The sequence below is a fragment of the Variovorax sp. W1I1 genome (genome assembly GCF_030815625.1).
In the GTDB taxonomy this organism is placed as follows: domain Bacteria; phylum Pseudomonadota; class Gammaproteobacteria; order Burkholderiales; family Burkholderiaceae_C; genus Variovorax; species Variovorax paradoxus_C.
The window spans coordinates 2715633-2736730 of sequence record NZ_JAUSWZ010000001.1 but is presented as its reverse complement, the minus strand read 5'-3'; the positions used below and the strand labels follow the sequence as shown (position 1 = coordinate 2736730).

At 67.2% G+C, this 21098-nt stretch carries 25 protein-coding genes; 4 read left to right on the top strand and 21 right to left on the bottom strand.

The window, feature by feature from the left end:
• Positions 1 to 19 precede the first annotated feature (19 nt).
• Positions 20 to 550, top strand: a complete 531-nt coding sequence (locus tag QFZ83_RS12825; RefSeq protein WP_307506859.1) for a hypothetical protein — start codon at positions 20 to 22, stop codon at positions 548 to 550.
• A 110-nt stretch (positions 551 to 660) separates the two neighbouring features.
• On the opposite strand, the gene QFZ83_RS12820 is transcribed toward QFZ83_RS12825, so the two are convergent.
• The 5 genes from QFZ83_RS12820 to QFZ83_RS12800 all read right to left on the bottom strand — a co-directional run bounded on the left by QFZ83_RS12820 (position 661) and on the right by QFZ83_RS12800 (position 5937).
• A complete protein-coding gene (locus tag QFZ83_RS12820; protein ID WP_307506857.1) occupies positions 661 to 1014 on the bottom strand; it encodes a hypothetical protein in 354 nt (117 codons plus the stop codon).
• Positions 1011 to 2495 (bottom strand): DUF1501 domain-containing protein, encoded by a 1485-nt coding sequence (locus QFZ83_RS12815; RefSeq protein WP_307506854.1) that lies wholly within the window; start codon positions 2493 to 2495, stop codon positions 1011 to 1013. The genes QFZ83_RS12820 and QFZ83_RS12815 overlap by 4 nt, the downstream gene beginning before the upstream one ends.
• Before the next feature lie 16 nt (positions 2496 to 2511).
• A complete protein-coding gene (locus QFZ83_RS12810; protein WP_307506852.1) occupies positions 2512 to 4350 on the bottom strand; it encodes a DUF1800 family protein in 1839 nt (612 codons plus the stop codon).
• Positions 4351 to 4559: 209 nt separating this feature from the next.
• On the bottom strand, positions 4560 to 4913 hold the full coding sequence (locus tag QFZ83_RS12805; RefSeq protein WP_307506849.1) for a hypothetical protein: 354 nt from the start codon (positions 4911 to 4913) through the stop codon (positions 4560 to 4562).
• Positions 4914 to 4989: 76 nt separating this feature from the next.
• A complete protein-coding gene (locus tag QFZ83_RS12800) occupies positions 4990 to 5937 on the bottom strand; it encodes an adenylate/guanylate cyclase domain-containing protein (protein ID WP_013541367.1) in 948 nt (315 codons plus the stop codon).
• Positions 5938 to 6201: 264 nt separating this feature from the next.
• Here QFZ83_RS12800 and QFZ83_RS12795 point away from each other — a divergent pair, with 264 nt between their 5' ends.
• Positions 6202 to 6540, top strand: coding sequence for a hypothetical protein (locus QFZ83_RS12795; RefSeq protein WP_013541366.1), 339 nt, complete (start codon positions 6202 to 6204; stop codon positions 6538 to 6540).
• A 43-nt stretch (positions 6541 to 6583) separates the two neighbouring features.
• Here QFZ83_RS12795 and QFZ83_RS12790 read toward each other — a convergent pair whose 3' ends face one another.
• The 8 genes from QFZ83_RS12790 to QFZ83_RS12755 all read right to left on the bottom strand — a co-directional run bounded on the left by QFZ83_RS12790 (position 6584) and on the right by QFZ83_RS12755 (position 13026).
• Positions 6584 to 7543: an LD-carboxypeptidase gene (locus tag QFZ83_RS12790; protein ID WP_307506847.1), complete on the bottom strand. Its 960-nt coding sequence runs from the start codon at positions 7541 to 7543 to the stop codon at positions 6584 to 6586.
• Positions 7540 to 8655 carry a tRNA adenosine(34) deaminase TadA gene (gene tadA, locus QFZ83_RS12785; RefSeq protein ID WP_307506845.1) on the bottom strand — a complete coding sequence of 372 codons (1116 nt, stop codon included), beginning with the start codon at positions 8653 to 8655 and terminating at the stop codon, positions 7540 to 7542. The genes QFZ83_RS12790 and tadA overlap by 4 nt, the downstream gene beginning before the upstream one ends.
• Positions 8645 to 8884 (bottom strand): hypothetical protein, encoded by a 240-nt coding sequence (locus QFZ83_RS12780; RefSeq protein ID WP_306879356.1) that lies wholly within the window; start codon positions 8882 to 8884, stop codon positions 8645 to 8647. Before QFZ83_RS12780 ends, tadA begins: the two co-directional genes overlap by 11 nt.
• Before the next feature lies 1 nt (position 8885).
• Positions 8886 to 9530, bottom strand: a complete 645-nt coding sequence (locus tag QFZ83_RS12775; protein WP_307506843.1) for an FMN-binding negative transcriptional regulator — start codon at positions 9528 to 9530, stop codon at positions 8886 to 8888.
• Between the two features lie 43 nt (positions 9531 to 9573).
• Positions 9574 to 10257 (bottom strand): ankyrin repeat domain-containing protein, encoded by a 684-nt coding sequence (locus QFZ83_RS12770; protein ID WP_307506841.1) that lies wholly within the window; start codon positions 10255 to 10257, stop codon positions 9574 to 9576.
• Positions 10258 to 10274: 17 nt separating this feature from the next.
• Positions 10275 to 10769 (bottom strand): heme-binding protein, encoded by a 495-nt coding sequence (locus tag QFZ83_RS12765; RefSeq protein WP_307506838.1) that lies wholly within the window; start codon positions 10767 to 10769, stop codon positions 10275 to 10277.
• Positions 10770 to 10912: 143 nt separating this feature from the next.
• Positions 10913 to 11551 carry a response regulator transcription factor gene (locus tag QFZ83_RS12760; protein WP_307506835.1) on the bottom strand — a complete coding sequence of 213 codons (639 nt, stop codon included), beginning with the start codon at positions 11549 to 11551 and terminating at the stop codon, positions 10913 to 10915.
• Complete coding sequence (locus tag QFZ83_RS12755) at positions 11548 to 13026, bottom strand: sensor histidine kinase (protein ID WP_307506832.1); 1479 nt, start codon at positions 13024 to 13026, stop codon at positions 11548 to 11550. Before QFZ83_RS12755 ends, QFZ83_RS12760 begins: the two co-directional genes overlap by 4 nt.
• A 61-nt stretch (positions 13027 to 13087) precedes the next feature.
• On the opposite strand from QFZ83_RS12755, the gene QFZ83_RS12750 reads away from it, so the two are divergent.
• Entirely contained in the window at positions 13088 to 14161 is a 1074-nt protein-coding gene (locus tag QFZ83_RS12750) for a DUF72 domain-containing protein (protein WP_307506829.1), read from the top strand.
• Between the two features lie 12 nt (positions 14162 to 14173).
• Here QFZ83_RS12750 and QFZ83_RS12745 read toward each other — a convergent pair whose 3' ends face one another.
• The 7 genes from QFZ83_RS12745 to QFZ83_RS12715 form a co-directional block, all read right to left on the bottom strand.
• On the bottom strand, positions 14174 to 14665 hold the full coding sequence (locus tag QFZ83_RS12745) for a RidA family protein (RefSeq protein ID WP_307506826.1): 492 nt from the start codon (positions 14663 to 14665) through the stop codon (positions 14174 to 14176).
• Between the two features lie 92 nt (positions 14666 to 14757).
• Complete coding sequence (locus tag QFZ83_RS12740) at positions 14758 to 15078, bottom strand: non-heme iron oxygenase ferredoxin subunit (protein WP_306879345.1); 321 nt, start codon at positions 15076 to 15078, stop codon at positions 14758 to 14760.
• Between the two features lie 19 nt (positions 15079 to 15097).
• Positions 15098 to 16057, bottom strand: coding sequence for a tripartite tricarboxylate transporter substrate binding protein (locus QFZ83_RS12735; RefSeq protein WP_307506823.1), 960 nt, complete (start codon positions 16055 to 16057; stop codon positions 15098 to 15100).
• Positions 16054 to 16419, bottom strand: coding sequence for a chorismate mutase (locus tag QFZ83_RS12730; RefSeq protein WP_307506820.1), 366 nt, complete (start codon positions 16417 to 16419; stop codon positions 16054 to 16056). The genes QFZ83_RS12735 and QFZ83_RS12730 overlap by 4 nt, the downstream gene beginning before the upstream one ends.
• A 127-nt stretch (positions 16420 to 16546) precedes the next feature.
• The gene (locus QFZ83_RS12725) at positions 16547 to 17032 is read right to left on the bottom strand and encodes an aromatic-ring-hydroxylating dioxygenase subunit beta (RefSeq protein WP_307506817.1); all 486 of its coding nucleotides are present in this window, start codon (positions 17030 to 17032) and stop codon (positions 16547 to 16549) included.
• Positions 17029 to 18288, bottom strand: coding sequence for an aromatic ring-hydroxylating dioxygenase subunit alpha (locus tag QFZ83_RS12720; protein ID WP_307506814.1), 1260 nt, complete (start codon positions 18286 to 18288; stop codon positions 17029 to 17031). Before QFZ83_RS12720 ends, QFZ83_RS12725 begins: the two co-directional genes overlap by 4 nt.
• A gap of 28 nt (positions 18289 to 18316) precedes the next feature.
• Positions 18317 to 19306 carry a 2Fe-2S iron-sulfur cluster-binding protein gene (locus tag QFZ83_RS12715; RefSeq protein WP_307506811.1) on the bottom strand — a complete coding sequence of 330 codons (990 nt, stop codon included), beginning with the start codon at positions 19304 to 19306 and terminating at the stop codon, positions 18317 to 18319.
• Positions 19307 to 19438: 132 nt separating this feature from the next.
• Here QFZ83_RS12715 and QFZ83_RS12710 point away from each other — a divergent pair, with 132 nt between their 5' ends.
• Positions 19439 to 20353: a LysR family transcriptional regulator gene (locus QFZ83_RS12710; protein ID WP_307506809.1), complete on the top strand. Its 915-nt coding sequence runs from the start codon at positions 19439 to 19441 to the stop codon at positions 20351 to 20353.
• A gap of 73 nt (positions 20354 to 20426) precedes the next feature.
• Here QFZ83_RS12710 and QFZ83_RS12705 read toward each other — a convergent pair whose 3' ends face one another.
• On the bottom strand, positions 20427 to 21032 hold the full coding sequence (locus QFZ83_RS12705; RefSeq protein ID WP_307506806.1) for a 2'-5' RNA ligase family protein: 606 nt from the start codon (positions 21030 to 21032) through the stop codon (positions 20427 to 20429).
• Positions 21033 to 21098 lie beyond the last annotated feature (66 nt).

The window sequence follows — 21098 nt, the reverse complement described above, 5'->3', positions numbered from 1 at the left end:
GAACGGGAGGCTTGTGCCGATGCGCCGCCTCTTCCGTCTTCCTGTCGTTGCTCTCTCGCTTCTCGTGCCGCTCGCATCGACGGGGGGATGGACCGACGGCGCCGGCAAGCCGATTCCCGATACCGAGTCGATGCGCAGCGACGGCGACTTTCTCGCGCAATTGCTCATCACCCCGGACGAGGCCGAGTTGCGCAAGGCCTGGAGCACCGCCAGCCGCGCACCGACGCTGCGGGTCACCGACAGCGTGAAGCGCGGCATCAGTTCCAGCGCGATGCTGTTCCTGCGCGGCTGCGCGCCGAATGCCGTCGGCCAGTGCGATGTGGTGGTCGAGTTCTTCATGATCACCCCCAGCGGACAGCGCGTGCCGGCCGGAGGCGGTCCGCTCTGGACTTCGGAGCCGCCCGCGGCAACCTTGGTGCTCGGTTCGGCCAGCATGAATTTCGGCTTCGGCCCTACCAATGAGGCCGGGCTCTACAGCGTGCAGGCCAAGGTCATGGACCGCATCGGCAAGCGCACGCTCGAACTGTGGGGCCGCATCCGGCTGGACTGACGCGCGCGGTCGTGGAGGCCGGTCAGGGCGATCCGAGCACCAGCAACAGGGCCGCGAGGGTGCCGATGGCAGCGGTCTGGTTCGAACGCATGGTAGAGAAAGGCGATACTTCAGGCCCGGCGCATCGCCTTGAAGCGATAGCGCCGGTACCCATTCTTCTGCATGAAGCTGATTGGCTCCCAGCCGCGGGCCAGTGCGCGGTCGGTGATCTGCGCCATCTGCACGCCGAGATAGTCCTGCAGGCTGTCGGACACCGACAGCTCGAACTCCCGCAGCCCGCGGTCCAGCGCGTCGATGGCCGCGATGGCGCCCTCGACGCTGGAGAAGGGGTGCATGGGTGTCAGGTCCCCACTGTGAATGCGCACGGACGCCTTCCTGCCGCCATCGGACGGAAAGGACACGCGCATGCCGCCCTCCTCCCCGTTCAGGCCCTTCATTCCCTTCATGCCGCTTGCGTCGTTCATCCCATGAACCCCACGTTGCGCGGATAGGCGATGCCGCTCGGCGCCGTCATGCCGAAGTTCTTGAGGTTCGGCAGGATGCCGTCGAGCTGGTCGTCGGGCACGCCGAACCAGCGCGCCAGCGTGCCCGCGTATTGGTCGACCGAGGTGGTGGGCAAGAGGCGGCCCTGCCCCACGTGCCACTGGTCTATGTCGCTCGCGGTGTTGGTGATGCTCACCGGCGGCGCCGTGCCGTAGATCGCCTTGCCTTTCACCGCGCCGCCGACCACGAAATGGTGGCCGCCCCAGCCATGGTCGGAGCCATTGCTGTTGCTCGAGAGCGTGCGGCCGAAGTCGGAGGCGGTGAACGTGGTGACCTTCTCGGCCAGGCCCAATGCGTCCATTCGGGCGTGGAACGCGACCAGCGCTTCGGACAGGTTCTTCATCAGCCCCGGCTGGCGCGCGATCAGGTCGTCGTGCAGGTCGAAGCCGCCCATGGAGACGAAGAACACCTGGCGCTTCACGCCCAGTGCTTCGCGCCCGCGGATCAGGCGCGCCACCATCTTGAGCTGGTCGGCCAGGTAGTTCTGCTGCGGGAAGGTGCCGGAGGGAAAGTCCGACTGGATCGCCTCGGTGATCTTTCCCTCGGCCGTGACCGCGCGCCGGATGACCTTCGTGTATTCGTTCTCCAGCGTGTGGCCGCTCTCGCGCTGGGCGATCTGCTGCATGGCCGCCTTCACCGTTGCCGAACCGTAGAGGTTGCCGCCGACGCCGCTCACCGCGCCAATGCGCACCGCGCCGCCCGTTCCCACCTGGTACTGCAGCGCCTGGTCGCCCGAGAGGAACACCGCGTTGCCCGAGACTGACATGCAGGTGAAGAGCGAGCCTCCGTTCGGCCCGAGGGCCAGGTCGCCGAGGTTGCCGCCCCAGCCGACGGTCGAGCCCTCGGGCGAGGACGATTGCCAGACCGACTGCTGGTCGTTGTGCGAGAAGAGCTTGGGTGGAATCGGGAAGTCGCGGCGGTTGCTGCTGTTGTATTGCGCCCGCGTCAGCGGCTTGATGAGCGGGCCGACGTTCAGTTGCACCGCCACCTTGGCCTTGCTCTCCGGGTCGTTGAAGAGGTCGGCCAGCCCGGTCATCGACGGATGCAGCGCGTACACGCGGCCGCCAGGCAATGCCTGCGTTGGCTTGAGCTCGGTCCGTGCCAGCGCGGCGCGCGCGATGGCGATGCCGCCGCCCGCCTCGCCGTCGCCGCCGCGGATCAGGCTGTACTTGCCGTAGCTGTCGGCGTCGTAGGTGACGACGGTGTTCGCATAGTCGTTGCCGCCGAAGAGAAACACGCACACCAGCGCGCGGTAGTCGTTGCCGGGCGCGGCCTGCGCGGCGGCCTCGCCCATCGCGGCGAGGTTGAGCGCGAACGGCAGCGCGGTGCCGGCCATTGCGAGCTGGCCCGAGCGGCGGAGGAACGCGCGGCGGGTGTGACGGGCGGGATCGATCAGGTACATGAAAGACGCTCTCGCTTTATTTCTGGACAAGGTATTCGGGCGACCCCATCACCAGGAGGACGGCGGCGCAGATGCGGTTGAGCTTTGCGCCATCGCTGCTCGCCGCCGTGAGATTCGGCGTGGCAAGCGCGGTGGTGATGAGGTTGACGGTAGCCGGCAGCAGCTGGTTGCCGGTCAGCACGAGGTTGAGCCGGCGCACCAGCGCGGCCGGATCGAGCACCAGCGCCTTCTCGGCCGCGTAGCTCGCCATCACGTCCTTGTTGTCGAAGCCGTTGGACAGCCTGTTCTGCATGAAGTTGAGATAGCCGCCCACGCTGCTTTCGTTGACCAGCTGGAACTCGGGCGCAACCAGCTTGTTGCTCGCGATGGCGGTCGATGGCGGCACGTAGCCGGGCCGGAAGAAGTTGAAGACAGAGGGCGAGCGCAGCGGGCTCTGGCCGAGGCCGAAGCTCGCATCCGAGAGGTTGTCGATCTTCCAGGCGTCGGTGGCCGAGGCGATGCCGCAGGTGCGGCCCCATTGCACCAGGCGCAGCATCGGCTCGCGCAGGCGCCCGAAGTTCGGGTCCAAAAGGCCGCCCGGGCCGCGCGCCTCGTCGTCCAGCAGGATGGCCGCGAACACGCTCTTCATGTCGCCGCGCACGCCGGCGCCGTTGTTGCCGAAGACATCGGCCACGCGTTTCACGTACGCCGGGCTGGGGTTGCTGGTCACCAGCCGCTGGATCAACTGCTTGCCGATGAAGGGGCCGACGTTCGGGTGATTGAAGAGTGCATCGAGCGCGATCTTCAGCGCCGCCGGGCCGGGCGTGCCGCCGGGCACGCTGGTGCCGAGGAACTTCGCCTCCAGCATCGAGTGGTTCGCCGCCAGGTAGGCCATGGGACGCGTGGTCCAGTCCTTGGTGTCGAAGGCGCCGCCGCCGCCGGGTGGCTTGAAACCCTCGCGCTCCCCGGTGCGGATGTCGAGCACGTAGCCGGTGAAGACGCGTGCGAGGTTCGTCACATCGTCCTGCGTGTAGGTGTCCAGCGGCTGGCCGTCGGTGCCGGTCTTCACCGTGCCGTCGGCATTGAGCTGCGACAGGCCGATGGTCATGAGCTGCATGACTTCACGCGCGTAGTTCTCGTCGGGCTGGCGGCCGCGGCCGTCTTCCTTTCGGTTGTCGCGGGTGTTCAGGTAGAAGCCCATCGCCGGGTTGAGCGTGATGTCTTCCAGCAGCGTGCGAAAGTTGCCGGTGACGCCCGCGACCAGCGTGTCGAAGTACTGGGCCATCATGGCGTGCGGCCAGCTCGAGCCGATCTCGTTGGCCGAGACCACGAAGATCTCGCTGAGCGCCAGCGCCATGCGCTTGCGCACCGGGTCGGCCGACACCATCAGTTGGCGCCAGACGGCCGCATCGATCTCGACGGTGTTCCAGGGCTTGCTGTCGATCCATTCCCAGGCCGACTGGGTGCGCGGTGCGCCGAACTGCTCGCTGAGCCACGGCAGGTAGCCCTTGTTGCGCAGGTCGGCGATCTCCGGTTCGGAGGCCGAGAACTGCGCCTGCAGCAGGAAGCGCGCGGCCTCTTCGTCGGTCTTGGCTTGCGTGTAGCGGTACGGGCCCGCGTCCGATCCCGCGCCGGGGCCTGAGCCTGCCCCTGGCAGGCCGCCGATGCCGGCGCCGAATCCGCCTCCCCCGCCTCCGCCGCCACTTCCACCTCCACCCCCGCAGGCCGCGAGCGCGGCCGCGATGGAGAACGTCGCCAACGCCTTCAGGGGCCTGGACGACGCTTCGGTCTCAGCTGTATCTGTTGTTGCCGGCGCTTCGACGTACGCCACATCGTCGGCCACGCTCGCGCAGCCGGCTTCTATCGGTTCCACCATGTTTCCTCGCTCCTGCGGCGTTCTTGCGCCGGGAGCTATCAAGGCAAGTGCCGTGCCCTGTGGATTTCGGTGGTGAGAACCTTTGACGACGGGTCGTCAATCCAATATTTGTGACTTTATGTGACTTTTTCGTCACTTCCGAAACAAAATTGGCAACTCCGGCGACCCGCTGGAGCAAGTCTTAAGTTATCGCGCCTTGGGTCGGGACTTCAGTCCTGCTCGTCTTCCCATTCGTAGCCGTTCGGCGGACGGTACGGATAGCCGGGACCGTAGTAGATGCGTCCGGGCGGCGGGCTGTAGATGGGTGCCGGGCGGTAGTACACCGGCGGCGGCGGCCGGTAGTAGACGGGCGGCGCGGGCTGGTAGTAGATCGGTGCCGGGTAGTAAACCGGCGGCGGCGCGTAATACGGCGCCGGATAACCGCCGCCCACATAGCCGGGCGTCCCGATCTGCACCGACCAGTGGCCCCGCGCATTCGCGGCGCCCGCGGCGAGCAACGCACCGGCCGCGATCGCGCCGAGGGTTGCCCATTTGAAAACAGAAGAATGTTGTTTGAGGTTCACAGCGGCTCCAGGGCCAAGGGCGGACAGCGCCCGGTTCACAAGCAACGCCCGACGCAACCCGCCGGTGCACCTTCTCTCAAGGACTCACCTCGCGGCGCGACAGCATCACCTCGCCGCCGGTCGTGTTGAAGGCGATGGTGGGCGCGCTGAAATCGCTCAGCGGCGCGCCCAGGCCGATTTCACCGCGGCCGTGCAGCACGCATTCCTCGCGGCGCAGGGCGATCTCGGTGCTCGGCCCGCCGTTGCCATGAAAACGCACCCAGGTCCCATAGGTGCTGATGTCGATCAGCACGCAACTGCCCTGCCGCATCTCGATGCGCGCATGCAGCCGCGAGACGCGCGGGTCGTTGACCACGAACTGCGCGTCGTCCACGCGCCCCAGGTGAATCGGCAGCTGCTCGCTGCTGAACATGGAGCGCACGTCGAGCCAGGACAGCTCGATCTGGCCGAACGACGAATCTGGAATCCGCATCGGCGCCAGCGCGGCCGGCACGGTGAGGAAGGAGGTCACGTCCTCCTGCCAGTCGATGCGGTGCACCACCGACATCTCGCTGCGGCCGCGGATGTTGATGAGCCCGAGGTCGCGGTGCTGCACGCTGCCTTCGCGCAGTTGCGAGATCACCGCATCGGTCACCCAGATCTGCCCGGGGCCGGCGAGGTCGCTCAGCCGCGAGGCGAGATTGACGGCGTCGCCGAAGCAGTCGCCCTCCACCTCGACCACTTCGCCGCTGGCCACGCCGATCTGCAGCGCCATGCGCAAGGGCGCGGGCCAGACCTGAAGGCGCTTCTGGTGGTAGCGCTGGAGCTCGATCACCGCGTGTGTGGCGGCGGCGCCGCTCGAGAAGATGGCAAAGACGCCGTCTCCCAGCGACTTCACCACCCGGCCGCCGTGCGCCTGGCAGACGCCGCCGATCCACTGGGTCAGGCGCGTCACCGTCTCGGTGGCGCGCGCATTCCCCATGGCCTCGAAGACCCTCGTGCTCCCCGTCAGGTCCGCGAAAACGACTGTGGCATTGACACCCATACTGGCTTGTACTCGGTAGCGATCGCTGGTTGATTATGGTCAGGAAGCTCTTCAGCCCCTTGCCCGTGTTTTGTCTGACATATGCCGAAAACCGAGCCCGCCAAAGGATGTAGTACTTTTGATATCAAACTTCAATAAGTGCTGAAACTGATACGTAAAGCTTGTTGTTTGCAAACAAGAAACACTGTTTAACATCTTGTGTAACGGCGAACTCAAGCTTAAGGTAGCGGCCGTCCCGGCTTCCGGCAATACGCTATTCGTCACATGGTGCTCTTCCGCCGCATTTTTCGTCTGCTGAATTTGCCCAGTTTCGGTTCCCGCCAGGCGACCGAAAGCCAGTTGGGTCGGATTCGCACGGCCATGCTGTCGGTGCTCCAGGCTCATGGCGGCCATTCGATCCAGCGCGTCAGCCAGCGCGTGCGCTTCGCGGTCGACGTCGAGGCTCTCTGGTATCTGCGGCAGGACGTGATGACCGCGCTGAGCGCCATCGACGGCGAATCCGCCGCCCGCCGCCAGATGAAATCCATCAACAGCATGTTCAAGGGCGGCCTGCCCGGCTCGATGGGTCCGCGCACCCATCAGCGCTTCACCAACAACGGCTGAAGGCGAAAACGGCTTTCGAGGCCGCCGCCAACCCGGGCGGCATTCAGTGCGAGTGCGCGTGGTCATGGTCGTGCGAATGGGCATGCCGGTGCCCCCACACGAGGAAGACATCGCGCCCTTCGGCCGCCATCGCCACCTTCGCCCCCACTGGCAGCAGCACCTTCGTCGGCACATGGCCGAATGGCAGGCCCGTGAGCACCGGCACCTTCTTCAATGACGCGCGGAGGCGATCGACCACCGTATCGAGCCCGAAGCCGCGGTCGTAGCCCGGCACCTTTCGGATGCCGGTGAACTGGCCGAACACGATCGCCTTCTGCTTGCCCAGCACGCCGGCCATCTTCAACTGGTCGAGCATGCGTTCGATGCGGTAGGGGTGCTCGTTCGTGTCCTCGATGAAGAGGACGCCCTTGTCGACCACTGGAAAGTACGGCGTGCCGAGCAGGCTCGTCAGCACACAGAGGTTGCCGCCCCAGAGCACGGCATCTTCCACGGGCTTGAACTTCAGGTCGGCATCGCGCGCCGGCATGCGCCAGCCGGTGCCTTCGCCCTGCCCGCTCACGAGGTCGTCGAAACAGGCTTCCATGATGTCGTCGGCACCGGCTTCGGCGCCGAAGTCTTCGCCGACCGCGGGGCCTGACCAGGTGACGGCCCCGGTCTTGGCGACCAGCGAGTTCTGCAGCGCGGTGAAGTCGCTGCAGCCGACGAACTCGGTGCCTTTCTGGATCGCCTTGGCCACCGCCTTGTACGGAATCTGATCGAGGATGCGCGTGAGCCCGTAGCCGCCGCGTGCGATGAGCGCGATGTTGGCGCCGCTCGCGGCCGCGCGCGAAATGGCGGCGAGCCGCGTGGCATCGTCGCCCGCAAAACGCTGGTGCACCGAGAGCGCGTCGGGATCGATCTCGACCTCGTGGCCGAGAGCCTGGAGTCGTTTCACGCCGCGCCGGAAGGCGGCCTTGTCGCGGATCGCGCTGGACGGAGAGTAGATGTAGATGTGTTTGGTCACGAGGTCGAGTATCCCATTGCGTTGCGCGCCAAACGCGTGAGCAGCGTGGCTTGCGCGGCTGTCGGACCCGAGGACGAAGCGATCGGTCCGAGCGCGCGCAGCGCGGCTTCGTAGCCGCGGTCGGGGTATGGCGCGCGCCACGCGTCCTTGATGCGCTCGCCGCCATCGGGGGCGACGATGGTGGCCGCGAAACGATCGGCAGCCGCGGCTTGCAACAACGATGCGAGCTCGCTGGCCGCGACGCTGTGCACCAGCACCACGGGCTGTGGCTGCACGCGGTCCAGCCATTCGAGCAGCACGTCGCGGTGCCACTCGAGCTTGTGCGCGGCTTCGCGCTTGGGCTTGTCGCTCTTGCCGAAGCCGATGAGGTCGGGCACCAGGGTGCGCAAACCTTGAACGCCGACAAGATGGCGGAAGAAGTAACCCCATTCGCCCGAGCCGTGCAGGCAAAGGCAAGGCGCCGATTGGCCGTCGCTGCCCGCTGCGCCCTCTTCGTCCACGTAATGCAGGCGCCAGCCCTGCAGGCTCGGCAGGTCCTGCGCGTAGTGCGGCGCGAAGGCGTAGTCGTTCAGCGAAGCGAAGCGTTCGGCCGGCGTGCGCAGCGCGTCGTCGCGCAAGGGCTCGGCCTGTTCGCGCGCCACGCTGCGGCGCTGCTGGAAGAAGCCCTGCAGTACCGCACTGCACTCCCGTGCGAGCACGCCGCCCTGCACCTGCGTGCGGTGGTTGAGCCGCGGCTCCGCAAAGAGATCGAGCACCGATCCAGCGGCGCCCGTCTTCGGATCGGCCGCGCCGAACACCACCCGCGCCAGCCGCGAATGCAGCATCGCGCCCGCGCACATCGCACAGGGTTCAAGCGTGACGAACAGTTCGCAGCCGTCGAGCCGGTAGTTGCCCAGCGCGGCGGCACCGGCGCGAAGGGCGTTGATCTCGGCATGCGCGCTCGGGTCGTGCTGCGCCACGGGCGTGTTGCGGCCGGTCGCGATGACCTGCCCGTCTTTCACCAGCACCGCCCCCACCGGCACCTCGCCCGCCTCGGCCGCGAGACGCGCTTCGGCCAGCGCGAGCGCCATCCAGTGCGCGTCGTTTGTCTGCAAGGGCAACTCAGTTGTCATCCGGCATCTTGCGCGCCTGCGCCGCGGCGTCGAGCGCATCCTTCACCTGCTGTTGGACCTGCCGACTCTGCGTGCGCACATCGGCGGGCGCCTCGTCGGGTGCGGGCGCCGCGGCGCCGGGCACGGACGGCAACACCGGCGCCACGGCCGTCGTCGTCAGTTGCTTCTTGGCGATCAACCCGACGATCACGAGCGCCAGCACCAGGCCGAGCAATCCGAACACGCGCATTTCAGTTTCCTTCCGCCACGGGCGCTTCGGCGTTCATGCCGAGCCGGTCCATCCACGCCGCCAGCGCCTGCTCGTCCGGCGTGCCGGCGCCGTACATGGCGCGCATGGCCGCATGCGATTCCTTGCGGTGCTGGTTGATCTTGACCTTGCACTGCAGCGCGGTCACCTTCAGCTCGAAGCCGACGATGCCGTTCAGCATCTTGAGCTGGAACTCCTCGCCCAGGTCGCGCCATTGCTGGGCGTAGGCCGGTTCGTGGTCACCGATGAGTTTCTTGAGCAGCGCGTCTTTCTCCATGGGCTCCTCGACCAAACGGGCCTCGACCGTGCAATGCACCGCAAGGTAGTTCCATGTCGGTACACGCGCCAGGTCGGGATAGACCTGGGGCGACAGGTACGAATGCGGCCCGAGGAAAGTAACGACCGCCTGCGGCCGCGCCTGCAGGTAGCGCCAGTGCGGGTTCGGCTTGGCGCAGTGCCCCCACAACACCAGCCCGTCGCCCTCGCCCGCCTGTGCCACCAGCGGCAGGTGCGTAACGAACGGCAGGCCGTCGTTGTCGTTCGAGATCAGGCTCGCGAAGGGGTGCGAGCGCATCAACTCCAGCGCGATCGCCGGGTCCTTGGCATTGAACTGCGGGGGCATGTACATGGGTTTTTTCCTCGTGGCGAACCCCGATTGTCCCCGAGCCGACCTATCTTGCGCGCGGTGCTTCCAGGCGCTTGACCATCGCGGTGTAGCCGCGCGCCTTCGCCAGTTGCAGCGGCGTGTTGCCCTGGCGGTCGGTCAGCTTCACGCTCGCGCCCGCATCGAGCAGCGCGGCCAGCGTGCGCTGGTGGCGCGGCCCGCCGTCGCCGAGCACGATCGATTCGATCAGCGCCGTCCAGTGCAGGTTGTTCACATGGTCGAGTGGCGCGCCGGCCGCAATCAGTCGGCGCACGACTTCGTCGTGGCCCAGGTGCGCGGCGGCGATGAGCGCGGTGCCGTCGTAGCGGCTCGTCGTCTGCCCGGGATTGGCGCCGAGCGACAGCAGCAATGCAAGCGTCGCGGGGTCGTCGGCGACCGATGCGATGGTCACCGCGTCATAGCGGTCGTCCTCGAGCCGGTCGAGGCTTGCGCCCGCCTTGGCGAGCAGCTTGATCGCCTCGCCCTGCCGCGCGTAAGTGGCGACATGCAACGGCGTCCGCCCCTTCGCATCCCGGGCATCGAGGCTTGCGCCCGAGGCAATCAACGCCTTCAGCTTCGGCAGATCGCCATGCCATGCGGCGCGGTGCAGCCCTTCATAGGCCAGCACCTCGGCCGCAAGCGGCGGCACCTGGGCCGACACGCCGGCCGACGCGCCCAGGCCGAGCACACCAGCCAGGATAAAAGACCACATACCGCGCTTCATCACATTCAGCCCAGCAGGCCTTTGACCTTTTCGAGCGCCGCGTTGGCGCACTGGTCGTCCAGGTGGCCGCCCGGCGCGCCGCCGACGCCCACGGCGCCGATCACTTCGTTGCCCGACTTCACCGGCACGCCGCCGCCCAGCAGCAGGAAGCCCGGCAGGTACACGAGGTTCGCGGCGCCGGGGTTCTTCTGCGCGCCTTCCATCATGGCCTGCGTCGGGCTCTTGGCCGATGCCGAGGTCCAGGCCTTGCGTTCGCTCGAGGCCAGCGTGTGCGGGCCGGCGTTGTCGGCGCGCTGCACGGCACGCACGGTGCCGGCGCGGTCGACCACGGTGGCGGCCACGTTGTAGCCGTTGGCGGCGCAGGCGGCCACGGCTTCGGCGGCGATCTGGTTGGCGAGGGCCAGCGAGATGTTCTTCTCGGTGCGCACGGCGGGAGCCGGCGTCTGGGCTTGTGCAGCCGATGCGGCGAGCAGGACGGCGAGGCAAAGGGTGGAACGCATTGGTGATTTCTCCAGTGGATGCAGGTGAATGCGCCGACCACTGTCTGTTGTGGCCGACGGCTGCGCCACTGTAGAAAACGCCGGCCGCCGCGACCATTCGTACGGCTACGCCCGCTGCTCCGTAGAACTACGGAGCGCGCACCTCACGCGTCCGAAGTCACCAGCACCGCATAGCGCCGGATCAGCTGTGCGAGCGAATCGCAATCGAGCTTGGCGAACAGGTTGGCCCGGTGCGTTTCGACCGTGCGCGGCGACAGCGCCAGCGTGCGCGCGATCTCCTTGTTGGTGAGCCCCTGCACGATGAAGGCCAGCACCTCGCGCTCGCGCTCCGAGAGCTGGGCCACCCGCTCGCGCGCGGCGTTGTCGGCCTGCGAGCGTTCGCGCGTGCGCACATGCTGCCGCACCGCCTGCTGCAGCGCCTCGAGCAGTTGCTCGTCGTCCACCGGCTTCTCCAGGAACTCGGCCGCGCCGGCCTTGAAGGCGCGGCGGCACATCTCGACCGTGCCGTGGCCGGTCAGCATGATCACCGGCTGGTCGACGCCCTGCGCCATCAGCCGGTCGAGCACCGTGAGCCCGCTGATGCCGGGCATGCGCACGTCCAGCACGATGGCGCCGACGCTCGCGCGGTCGAAGCCATCGATGAAGGCCTGCGGATCGGCCCAGCCCTGCACGCGCAGCCCGACCGTGCCGATGAGCAGCGAGAGGCTGTCGCGCACCGCCTGGTCGTCGTCGATCAGGTGGATCAGCGGCGACTGGGGTTGATGCGTGGCGGAGGTGTTCATGCGGACTGCGCCACCAGCGGCAGCAGCAAGGTGAAGCGCGCACCGCGCGGCGCCGCATGGGCGGCCGTCAGGCTGCCGCCCATGCCGCTCGCCAGCGTCTCGCTGAGGCTCAGGCCCAAACCGAGGCCGCCCTCGCGCGTGCTAAAGAACGGCTCGAAGAGCCGCGGCATGGCCTCGGGCGAAATGCCGCGTCCGTTGTCGGTCACGGTCAGCACGCCCTCCTGTCCATTGCGCCCGACCGACACCACGAGCCGACGTTCGGCCGCGGGCACGAGGTCCAGCGCCTGCAGCGCGTTCATCAGCAGGTTGTGCACGATCTGCTCCAGCGCCACCGCCTCGGCCTGCACGCGCACCGGTGCCTGCGCGCCTGCATCGAACTGGGCGGCGACGCCGCGCTGCGCGAACTCGGGCGCGAGCAGGTGCATCGCGCTGCGCACCACCTCCTGCAGCACCAGCGGCTTCACGTCGCCACCGGCTTCGGGCCGTTCGATCACGCGGCGCAAACGGCCGACCACATCGGCCGCGCGGCGGGCCTGCACCACGGCCTGCCCCATCGCGTCGCGCGCGGTGGCGAGATCGGGCGGATCGTCGTCGAGCAAACGGCGCGCGGCCTGCGCGTTGGCCAGCACGGCAGTGAGCGGCTGGTTGAGTTCGTGCGCCAGGCCCGCCGACAACTCGCCCAATGCATTGAGCCGCGCGACCTGTCCGAGCCGCAGCAGTTCTTCGGCCCGGCGCCGTGCGATGCGCTGGCGCTGCGCCATCCGCAAGCCGGCCATCAACACCGCCATCGCCACGGCCCATCCGGCGATGCTGCGCCACGGCAGTTCGCCCCAGCCGACCTGGCGCTCCGCCACGAGTTCGAAGGGCTGGCTCGGAGACGCGAGCGCCTTGGTGAGACCGAAGCGCCAGCCGCCTTCGCCCATGCGACCGGGCTGCAGCACCAGTTGTTGCCCATCGCGTTGCAGGCTCACACGCACCGGGCTCGTCTGCGGATTCATCGACCAGTCGCGCCACGGCACGGAGCCGGCCAGGTCGATTTCGAGCGCATAGCTCAAGGGCGTGGCGCCCATCACAAGCTGATAGCGGCCATGTGCGAGGTCGAGCGATGCGAGTTCGGCGCGCTGCTGGCTGCGCGACCGGGCCTCCGCGGCGGCCAGCGCGTCCGCCTGCTTTTGATCGGGCCATGCTTCGTCGCGCGCCCGCCGCTGCACCTTCAGGATCGATGCGTACACCGACGGCAACCGCTGCTCCGGCTGCCCCGCATCGGCGCCGGGCTCCAGCAGCGCGAGCGTGGCGAGCACCGCGTCGTACTGCACCACTTGCTGGCTCATGAGCCGGTGCGCGATGCGCGCGTCTGTCTCGAAGTCCTGCTGCAGTTGCACGAGTTCCGCGCGCGCCAGCCACACCGCGCCCACGACCGTGAGGACCAGCCATGCCAGCCACCAACCACCCTGCGAGCGCAACCACTGTTTCATGGCGCGGATTGTGCCCGCCGCTGCGAGGCGGTCCGGTGTTGGCCGAGAATGCGGCCCCAGCATGAGCGAAGTACAGGACTCTCTTTTCCCCGATCTGCCGCGCCCGCTAGAGGCGCCCGCGGCCCCGCCGCCGCCCGAGGCCGAAGCGCCCGCGAAGAAGAAATCGCGCGGCGCCACCGTTGCTCCCGTCCCCACCGATCCGGCCCTGGTCGAACTGGCGGCCGCTCTCCCACAAGGACTGCGCCTGGGCACCTCGTCATGGAGCTATCCCGGCTGGGCCAACCTCGTGTGGGACGGCGAATACGCCGAGACCGTGCTCTCGAAGAACGGCCTTTCCGCCCTCGCGCAGCACCCGCTGTTCCGCACCGTGAGCCTGGACCGCAACTTCTACCGCGCCCTCACCGCGAGCCAGTACGCGCGCTATGCGGCGATGGTGCCCGCCGACTTCCGCTTCGTGGTGAAGGCGCCGAGCCTTGTGACCGACGCCACCGTGCGCGACGAAAGCGGCCGCGGCACGCAGGTCAACCCCGTGTTCCTCAATAGCGAGATCGCGATCCAGGAATTCGTGCAGCCCGCGCTCGAAGGTCTCGGAGACCGCATCGGCGCGCTGGTGTTCCAGTTGAGCCCGATCCCCTCGCAGCTCTTGGCTGATCAGCCAGCCTTGCTCACGCGCATCGGCGAAATGCTCGAAGCACTGCCCGGCCTGAAGCAGACCGCGCCCGATGCCGTCATCGCCGTCGAGGTGCGCGACCCGCAGCTGCTGTGCCCCGCCTTCGCCGACATGCTGCGCAGCGTGGGCGCGACCTTCTGCATGGGCCTGCACGCCAAGATGCCGCCGATCGAAGACCAGTTGCCGATGCTGCGCGCCCTGTGGCCCGGGCCGCTCGTGTGCCGCTGGAACCTGCACCGCCGGCACGGCCGGTTCGGCTATGAAGATGCCGAGAAGCTCTACGAACCCTTCGACAAGATCGTCGACCCCGACCCTGAGACACGCGCGGCGCTCGCCAAGGTGATTGCCGGCACCACGCGCGCGGGCCAGAACGCCTTCGTCACGGTGAGCAACAACGCCGAGGGCTGCGCCCCGCTGACGATTGCCTCGCTCGCGCGGGACATCGTCGATCTGCCATCGCGCTAGAGGAAGAGCGCGCTACGCGGTGTCGCGCGCGGCGACCGTCATCTCCAGCTCGACGCTCGCATTCTTCGGCAACTGATACACGCCCACCGCAGTCCGCACATGCACGCCGGCATCGCCGAAAACGCGGTGCAGCAGATCGGACGCCGCATCGGCCACTTCGCTTTGCTGCGTGAACTCGGCCGTGCATTGAATGAACACGCCCACGCGCAGCACCTTCTCCACGCCATCGAGCGAACCGAGTTCGCGGCGCAGCAGCGTGAGGCAGCGCAGCGCGCAGATCTGCGCGCCCTCGCGCGCCTTCTCCAGCGACACCACGTCGCCCACGCGGCCCGTGACGACCACCGTGGTGCCCACGCGCGGCACCTGCCCGCTGGTGTAGAGCGTGCGGCCGTCGCGCACGATCGGCACATAGTGCCCCCCCGCAAGCATTTCCCCGGCGAAGCTGTGGCCCAGCTCGGCGGCAATCTGATCGGCAATCTGGTCTCGGCTTTGCGCTGTCGTCATATGTGTTCCATGAAACGGGGGGCCATTGTCGCCACCCGAGCGCAGGGAGAACAGATACAGATGGCGTGGACCCAATGCGGAACAGATGCCCGCTACGCCTCGAACGCCAGGAACACCCGCCCGCCTTCGATCTTCACCGGATAGCTGCGGAGGTCCTCCGTGAGCGGCGCGCACATCGCCTTGCCCGTGCGCACGTCGAAACGCCCCTGGTGCAGCGGGCACTCGATCTCGTGGCCCTCGAGAAAACCGTCGCAGAGCCGTGCATGGCCGTGCGTGCAGATGTTGTCGGTCGCGTGGATGCCGTCTTCGGTGCCGTAGAGGGCGATGTCGCGGCCCTGCACCTCGATGCCCACCACGTCGTCGGCGGGAACGTCGTCGACCGCCGCGGCATCGACCCAAGTCATCGTGCTCATGTCTTTTTTCCTTCGCTCTTCAGTTGTCGGGCTTGAGGCCGGCGCGCTGGATCACCGGCTTCCAGCGGACCAGTTCCTCGCCCATGAACTTCGCCAGCGCCTCGGGCGTGCTGCCCACGGGGTCGAAGTACGCGGTCTGCAGGCGCTTCTTCGTCTCGGGGTCCTGCAGCACGGCCGCAATCTCGCGGCTCATGCGCTGCACCACCTCGTTGGGTGTGCCCTTGGGCGCCATGTACGCGAACCACGGCACGGCCTGGATGTCGGGCAGACCCGATTCGCGCAGCGTGGGCAGCTCGGGCAACAGGGCCGAACGTTCGGCCGACGTCACGGCCAGCGCTTTGAGCCGGCCGGCCTTGGCCTGCGGCATCACGGTGACGGGCGGCAGGCACGCGTACTGCACATCGCCCTGGATGATCGCGGTGACCGCCTGCCCCGACGACGCATACGGAATGTGCACGGCGAACGAATTCGTCTTGAGCTTGATGAGTTCCACACCCAGGTGCGAGATCGATCCGTTGCCCGTCGAGGCGAAGTTGAACTTGCCCGGGTTCTGCTTCATCGCCGCGAGCCAGCCTTTGACCGAATCGACGTTCATCGAATTCGAGACCGCACACACATTCGGCGTGGTCGCCGCGAGCGACACCGGCACGAGGTCCTTGAACGGGTCGTACGGCAGGTTCTTGTAGAGCACCGTGTTGTAGACGAGCGGCGCATTCACCGAGAGCAGGAAGGTGTAGCCATCGGGCTGCGACTTGCTCGCCTGGTCGGTGCCTGTGTTGCCGCCCGCGCCGGGCTTGTTGTCGACGATGAGCGGCTGGCCGATGCGCGCCGCGAGCTTGTCATTGACGATGCGCGCGAGGATGTCGGGCGACGAACCGGCCGCGAACGGCACGACGATGCGCACGGGGCGCTGCGGCCAGTCCTGCGCGTGGGCCGCGGCGGCCACGGCCACGATGGCGAAAACGACGGCCCGCTTCACGGCTTCGCCTCCACATTGACCATGCCTTGATGGTCCCGCTGCTCGCGCGCGATGAAGCCCACGATCAGCGCGCGGTACGCCGCCTCGACCACCTCGGGATAGGCGCCCTCCTTCTCGGCCAGCGCCCGCACCTTGTCGATCACCTCCTGCTGGCGCTGCGGCGCCGACACCTGGAAGGCATCGCGCTTGAAGCGCGCCGCGTCCTTCACATAACGGCCGCGCTCGGCCAGCAGCGCGACGATCTGGCGATCGAGCCGGTCGATGTTCTCGCGCACCCCGGCGAGGTTGTCGCACAGCGGCTGGTAGGCGGGATCGGTAAAGCGGCGCAGCGGTGCGCCGTGTGTCTCGGGTTCTTTTTGCATGTTCGCTGTGTCTCGTTGCTCAATGGTCTGTTCTGGAATACCGCGGAACCGGCTTTGCCGGGCCGCTGGTATTGCCCCCGGTAGGGGGTTGGAGGCCACACGAAGTGGGCAAGCCTGGGGGTGAGCCTTATATCGGGTAGATGATGGAGTTCGGGATCATTTCGCTGTCGAACACACAGAGGCGAGAGGCGAACTTCAAGCCTTCGGGCGTGGGCACGACCTTGTCGATGTAGCGGCCGACGTTGAACACAGTCGAGGGTCCGTCGAGCTTGGTGCGGAACACCGCGTAGTTCGCTTCGCTGTGGATCGCGCCGTCGTCATCGACCTTGTGCACCACCGGCAATCCGACGACGTGGCGCTGGTAATACGGGTCATGGAACAGCGTCTCCTTGATGCCGTACACGCGGTCTTCGAGCATGCCCCGGCTCTCGAACGACAGCGTCGCCAGCGGCAGGTTGCGCTCGTGGTTCTCGCGCGGCTGCAGGCGGTAGCTGCATTCCTCGATGAAGAACGCGGGCCACAGGTCCCAATTGCCCGAATCGACCGCATGCGCATAGGCCGCATAGAGGCCTGCCAGTTCGAGATAGGCGTTGGCGTCGAGCATCTTCGTCATGCCGCCTCCATCACTTCGCGCCAGTAGCGGTACATGCCTCGGATCAGCGTCTCGGTCACCATGTGGTCGGTGTTCTCGACCTCGCGGCCGCCCAGTTCGGCGAGCGTGCGGTGATAAGGCTTCTGCTCGAAGCCCTGCTGCGAGAACTCGATCACCTCGCCGTCGTCGGCCGAGACGAAGCCCGCCGGGCCGAACAGGTTGGCTTGGCGCAGACGCCGCTGCGTCATCTCTTCGGTGTCGTCCTCGAAACCGAAATGCGTCCACACGAAATCGAAGGCGTCGTGCCCCACCGGCTGGATGTGTCGCGTCGACACGCTGTTGACCTGCTGCTGCAGGATGAGGCTCGGAAACAGCGTCATCATCACGGCCGTCGGCCCGCCCCACCAGGGCTCGGGCACGATGTCCAGGAAGCGCGGGTCCTTCAACTGCATGCTCTCCTTGAAGCTGGAGACCTGCGTCACCTGCGCGGCCTTGCCCGCGTTGCCGCGCGTGGAAATCATCGCTGCGTGGCGGCTGCGCGCATCCATCTTGAGCTCCGACTTGTTGTCGGCGCGCCAGAGCCCGAAGGTCACGAACCAGGTGTGCAAGAGGCCCGGGTGGTACGGGTCCTTGATGTTCTCCTGCATCAGCTTCCAGTTGCCCGGAATGCGCTGGCGGCTGTAGCCGAGGATGGTGAGCTTGCGGCCGTCGAAGAGGCGGTCGAAGTAGTGAAGGATGTCGGGCCCGAGGAAGTCTTCGAACGATTCGACCTCGTGGTCGAACGACGCGAACACCACGCCGCCGCGCGAGGCCACCTTGAGCTTGTTGAGCCCGTGCTCTTCGGTCTTGAAGTCCGCGGGCATGCCGCCATGGACCTTGCCGTCCTGCTTCACGCCACGGCGAAACGGCACGCCCTGCAGGTCGCCCTTGAGCGTGTAATTCCACTGGTGGTACGGGCAGACGAATTCCTTCTTGTTGCCATGGCGCTCGCGACAGAACTGCATGCCACGGTGCGCGCAGACGTTCTCGAACACATGGATCGCGCCCTCCTCGTCGCGCGACATGACGACCGAGCGCTCGCCGATGGCGGTGCGCTTGAAATCGCCCGGGTTCGGAATCTCTGCTTCGAGGCCGACGTAGCACCAGTGCTTCTCGTAGAAGAAGCGCTGCAGCTCCTTCTTGTGCAGCGCCTCGTCGGTGTAGGCCATGAAGGGAATGCGGCTGGTCTTGTCGCTCTCCCAATGCAGCTCGATGGGGAACACGGGTTGCGTGGTCATCGTGGGTCTCCTTGTCTTTTTGGATTCTTCAGGTGCCTTGCAGGTAGAAGGCATCGGCATGGGTCTGCTCGGGCGCGAGGCCGCGGGTGCGCACCAGCTGCGTCACCGCCTCGACCATCGGCGGCGAGCCGCAGAGATACGCGCGCCAGCCGTCGAGGCTGCCGGGCCAGTCGGCGCGGATGGCATCGGTGATGAGGCCCAGGCGCTGGCCTTCGCGCGCGGGGCCGGTGACGACCACCACATGCACGTTCAGGCCCGCATGTTGGGCCTGCAGTTCGCGCAGTTCGGCGAGCCCGTACACGTCCGCATCGGAGCGCACGCCCAGGTAGAGATGAATCGGCTGCATCAGCCCGCCTGCGATGGCGCCGCGCACGATCGAAAGAATAGGTGCGAGCCCGGTGCCGCCGGCTGCACAGAGCATCGGCCCGCGGTGCTTCGTGCGCAGGTACGCCGTGCCGAGCGGCCCACTCACACGCACCGAATCTCCGACGCGCAACTGCTCGAAGATGTGCGCGGTCACGCGTCCGCCGGGCACCCGGCGCACATGGAATTCGAGCTCCGCATCGAGACTCAACCCCGCCATCGAATACGGCCGAGCGAGATCGGGCGCGAACTGCAATTGCGCGTACTGCCCCGGCGAAAACTCCAGCGGCTTGTTCGGCTTGAGCCGCAGGCGCCGGATGTCGTGCGTGAGCACGTCGATGCCCGTCACCGTCGCTTTCAGGATGCGCGCCGGATGCACCACCACCTCGTCGGGCTCGGGGATCTCGATGGTGCAGCTTTCGGTCAGTGTGCTCTGGCAGGCCAGCACATAGCGCTCGCCCTGGCCGTCCGGGCGGATCGCGTCCTGCCCCGCGTCGAGCACCTGGCCCGACACCACCTTACAGCGGCAGGTGCCGCAGCGCCCCGACATGCAGCTGTACGACACCGGCACATGGTGCTCGCGCAACACTTCCAGCAGGTTCGCGCCGGGGCGAACCTGGAGGGTGCGGGCAAGGGGGTGAATGTGCAGGTCCATCGCGGGGCTCTCTTTTTGCGCCGGCATCGTGGACCGGCTCGTCTCTTGAGGACGGATGATGCGTGGCCCCTGCAGATTGACCAATAGAATTTGGTGAATCGACTCCATCACCGATGTGAATAAAGGTCCGGCATGCAACTCAAGGACATCGACCTCAACCTCTTGCTGGTGTTCGACCGGATGCTGGCCGAGAAGCGCGTCTCGGCGGTGGCCGAATCGCTCGGGCTTTCGCAGCCCGCCATCAGCAATGCGCTGGCGCGCTTGCGCAAGCTGCTGGGCGACGAGCTGTTCCTGCGCACCGCGCGCGGCATGGAGCCGACGCCCTTCGCGCTGCAGCTGGCCGAGCCGGTCGCCTACGCGATGGGCGCGCTGCACACCGCGCTCAACCAGCAGGTGGTGTTCGACCCGACCACCAGCACGCGCAGCTTCACGCTCGCGATGACGGACATCGGCGAGATCTACTTCACGCCCCGCTTGATGGAGGCGCTCTCGGTCGCCGCGCCGGGCGTGACGATCAGCACGCTGCGCAACAACACCGCGACCAACCTGCGCGACGAACTGGAGGCCGGGCACGTGGACATTGCCATCGGCCTCCTCCCTCAACTGAAGGCGGGCGTGTTCCAGCGCCGGCTGTTCCTGCAGCGCTACGTATGCCTCTTCTCAGGCACGCATCCGCTCGCGCGCAAGCGCAGCGTGTCGCTCAAGGACTTCAGTGCCGCCGACCACGTGCTGGTGCAGGCCGCCGGCACCGGCCATGGCAAGGCCGACGACGTGATGGCCGCGCAGGGCATCCACCGGCGCATTCGTCTGAAGGTGCCGCACTTCGTGGCGATCGGCCACATCCTGCGTTCGAGCGGAATGATCGCGACCGTGCCCGAACGTCTCGCAGAAAGCATCGCCGAGCCCTTCGGCCTCGTGTGGCGCCCTCACCCGGTGGCACTGCCGCAGATCGCGATCAACCTGTTCTGGCACGCGAAGGTGCACCGCGATCCGGGGAATCAGTGGCTGCGCGGGTTGCTGTTCGACAGTTTTGCGGACAAGGACTAGCTGCCCGGCATTGCCGAGCGAGCGCCAACTGGTCGACCGCGCCCATGGCCGTGTGGGCCCAATAGTCGACCGCTCATGCGGGCCAGTGTCCGAGCACTTCGTGGATGCCTTCGCCGACATGGCTGTCGATGAGCGCGAAGGAACCCGCGGTCCAGCGCACCGGCTCGATGGCGTGCTTCTCGACCTTGCGCCGCGTGTACGCGAGGGTCATGTGCGGCGTGAAGCTGCGGTCGGGCTTGAGCCCCGCATCGGCCAGCGCTTCGCCCAGGCGCTGCCTGAAGTCCGCAAGGGCAGCGGTGCCCTCTTCGCCGCACAACACGAGGGCCTTGCTGTTCGCATAGGTCATGGCGTGGTCGAAGACGACGTCAAACGAAGGCGCCGCGACGGCAGCGGCCGCTTCGAGTGCCGCCTGCACCTTCTTGCGCGGCACCGTCTCGTAGCCGCCGAGATCATGCAGCGTGACATGCAGGCGATGCGGCTCGCTCAGTGTTCCTTTCAGCGAATGCCGGTCGTTGAGTTGCGCACCGAGCGCGGCGATGGATGCGGCGTCCTCGGCACTCGGAAAGATCGCGAGGAAGAGCGTGTGCGGCAGCGGCTCCTTGCGGCGTGCCTTGGTTCGGGGTCGCGGCAGGGGCCGCGGTGGGGGATCGATTCCGGGAAGAAGAAGCTGTTCTGACATGCGTCGATCATCGCGCACGGGCTGCGCTCATCACGAGTTCTTCGGCAACGGCGAAGACCAGCAAAC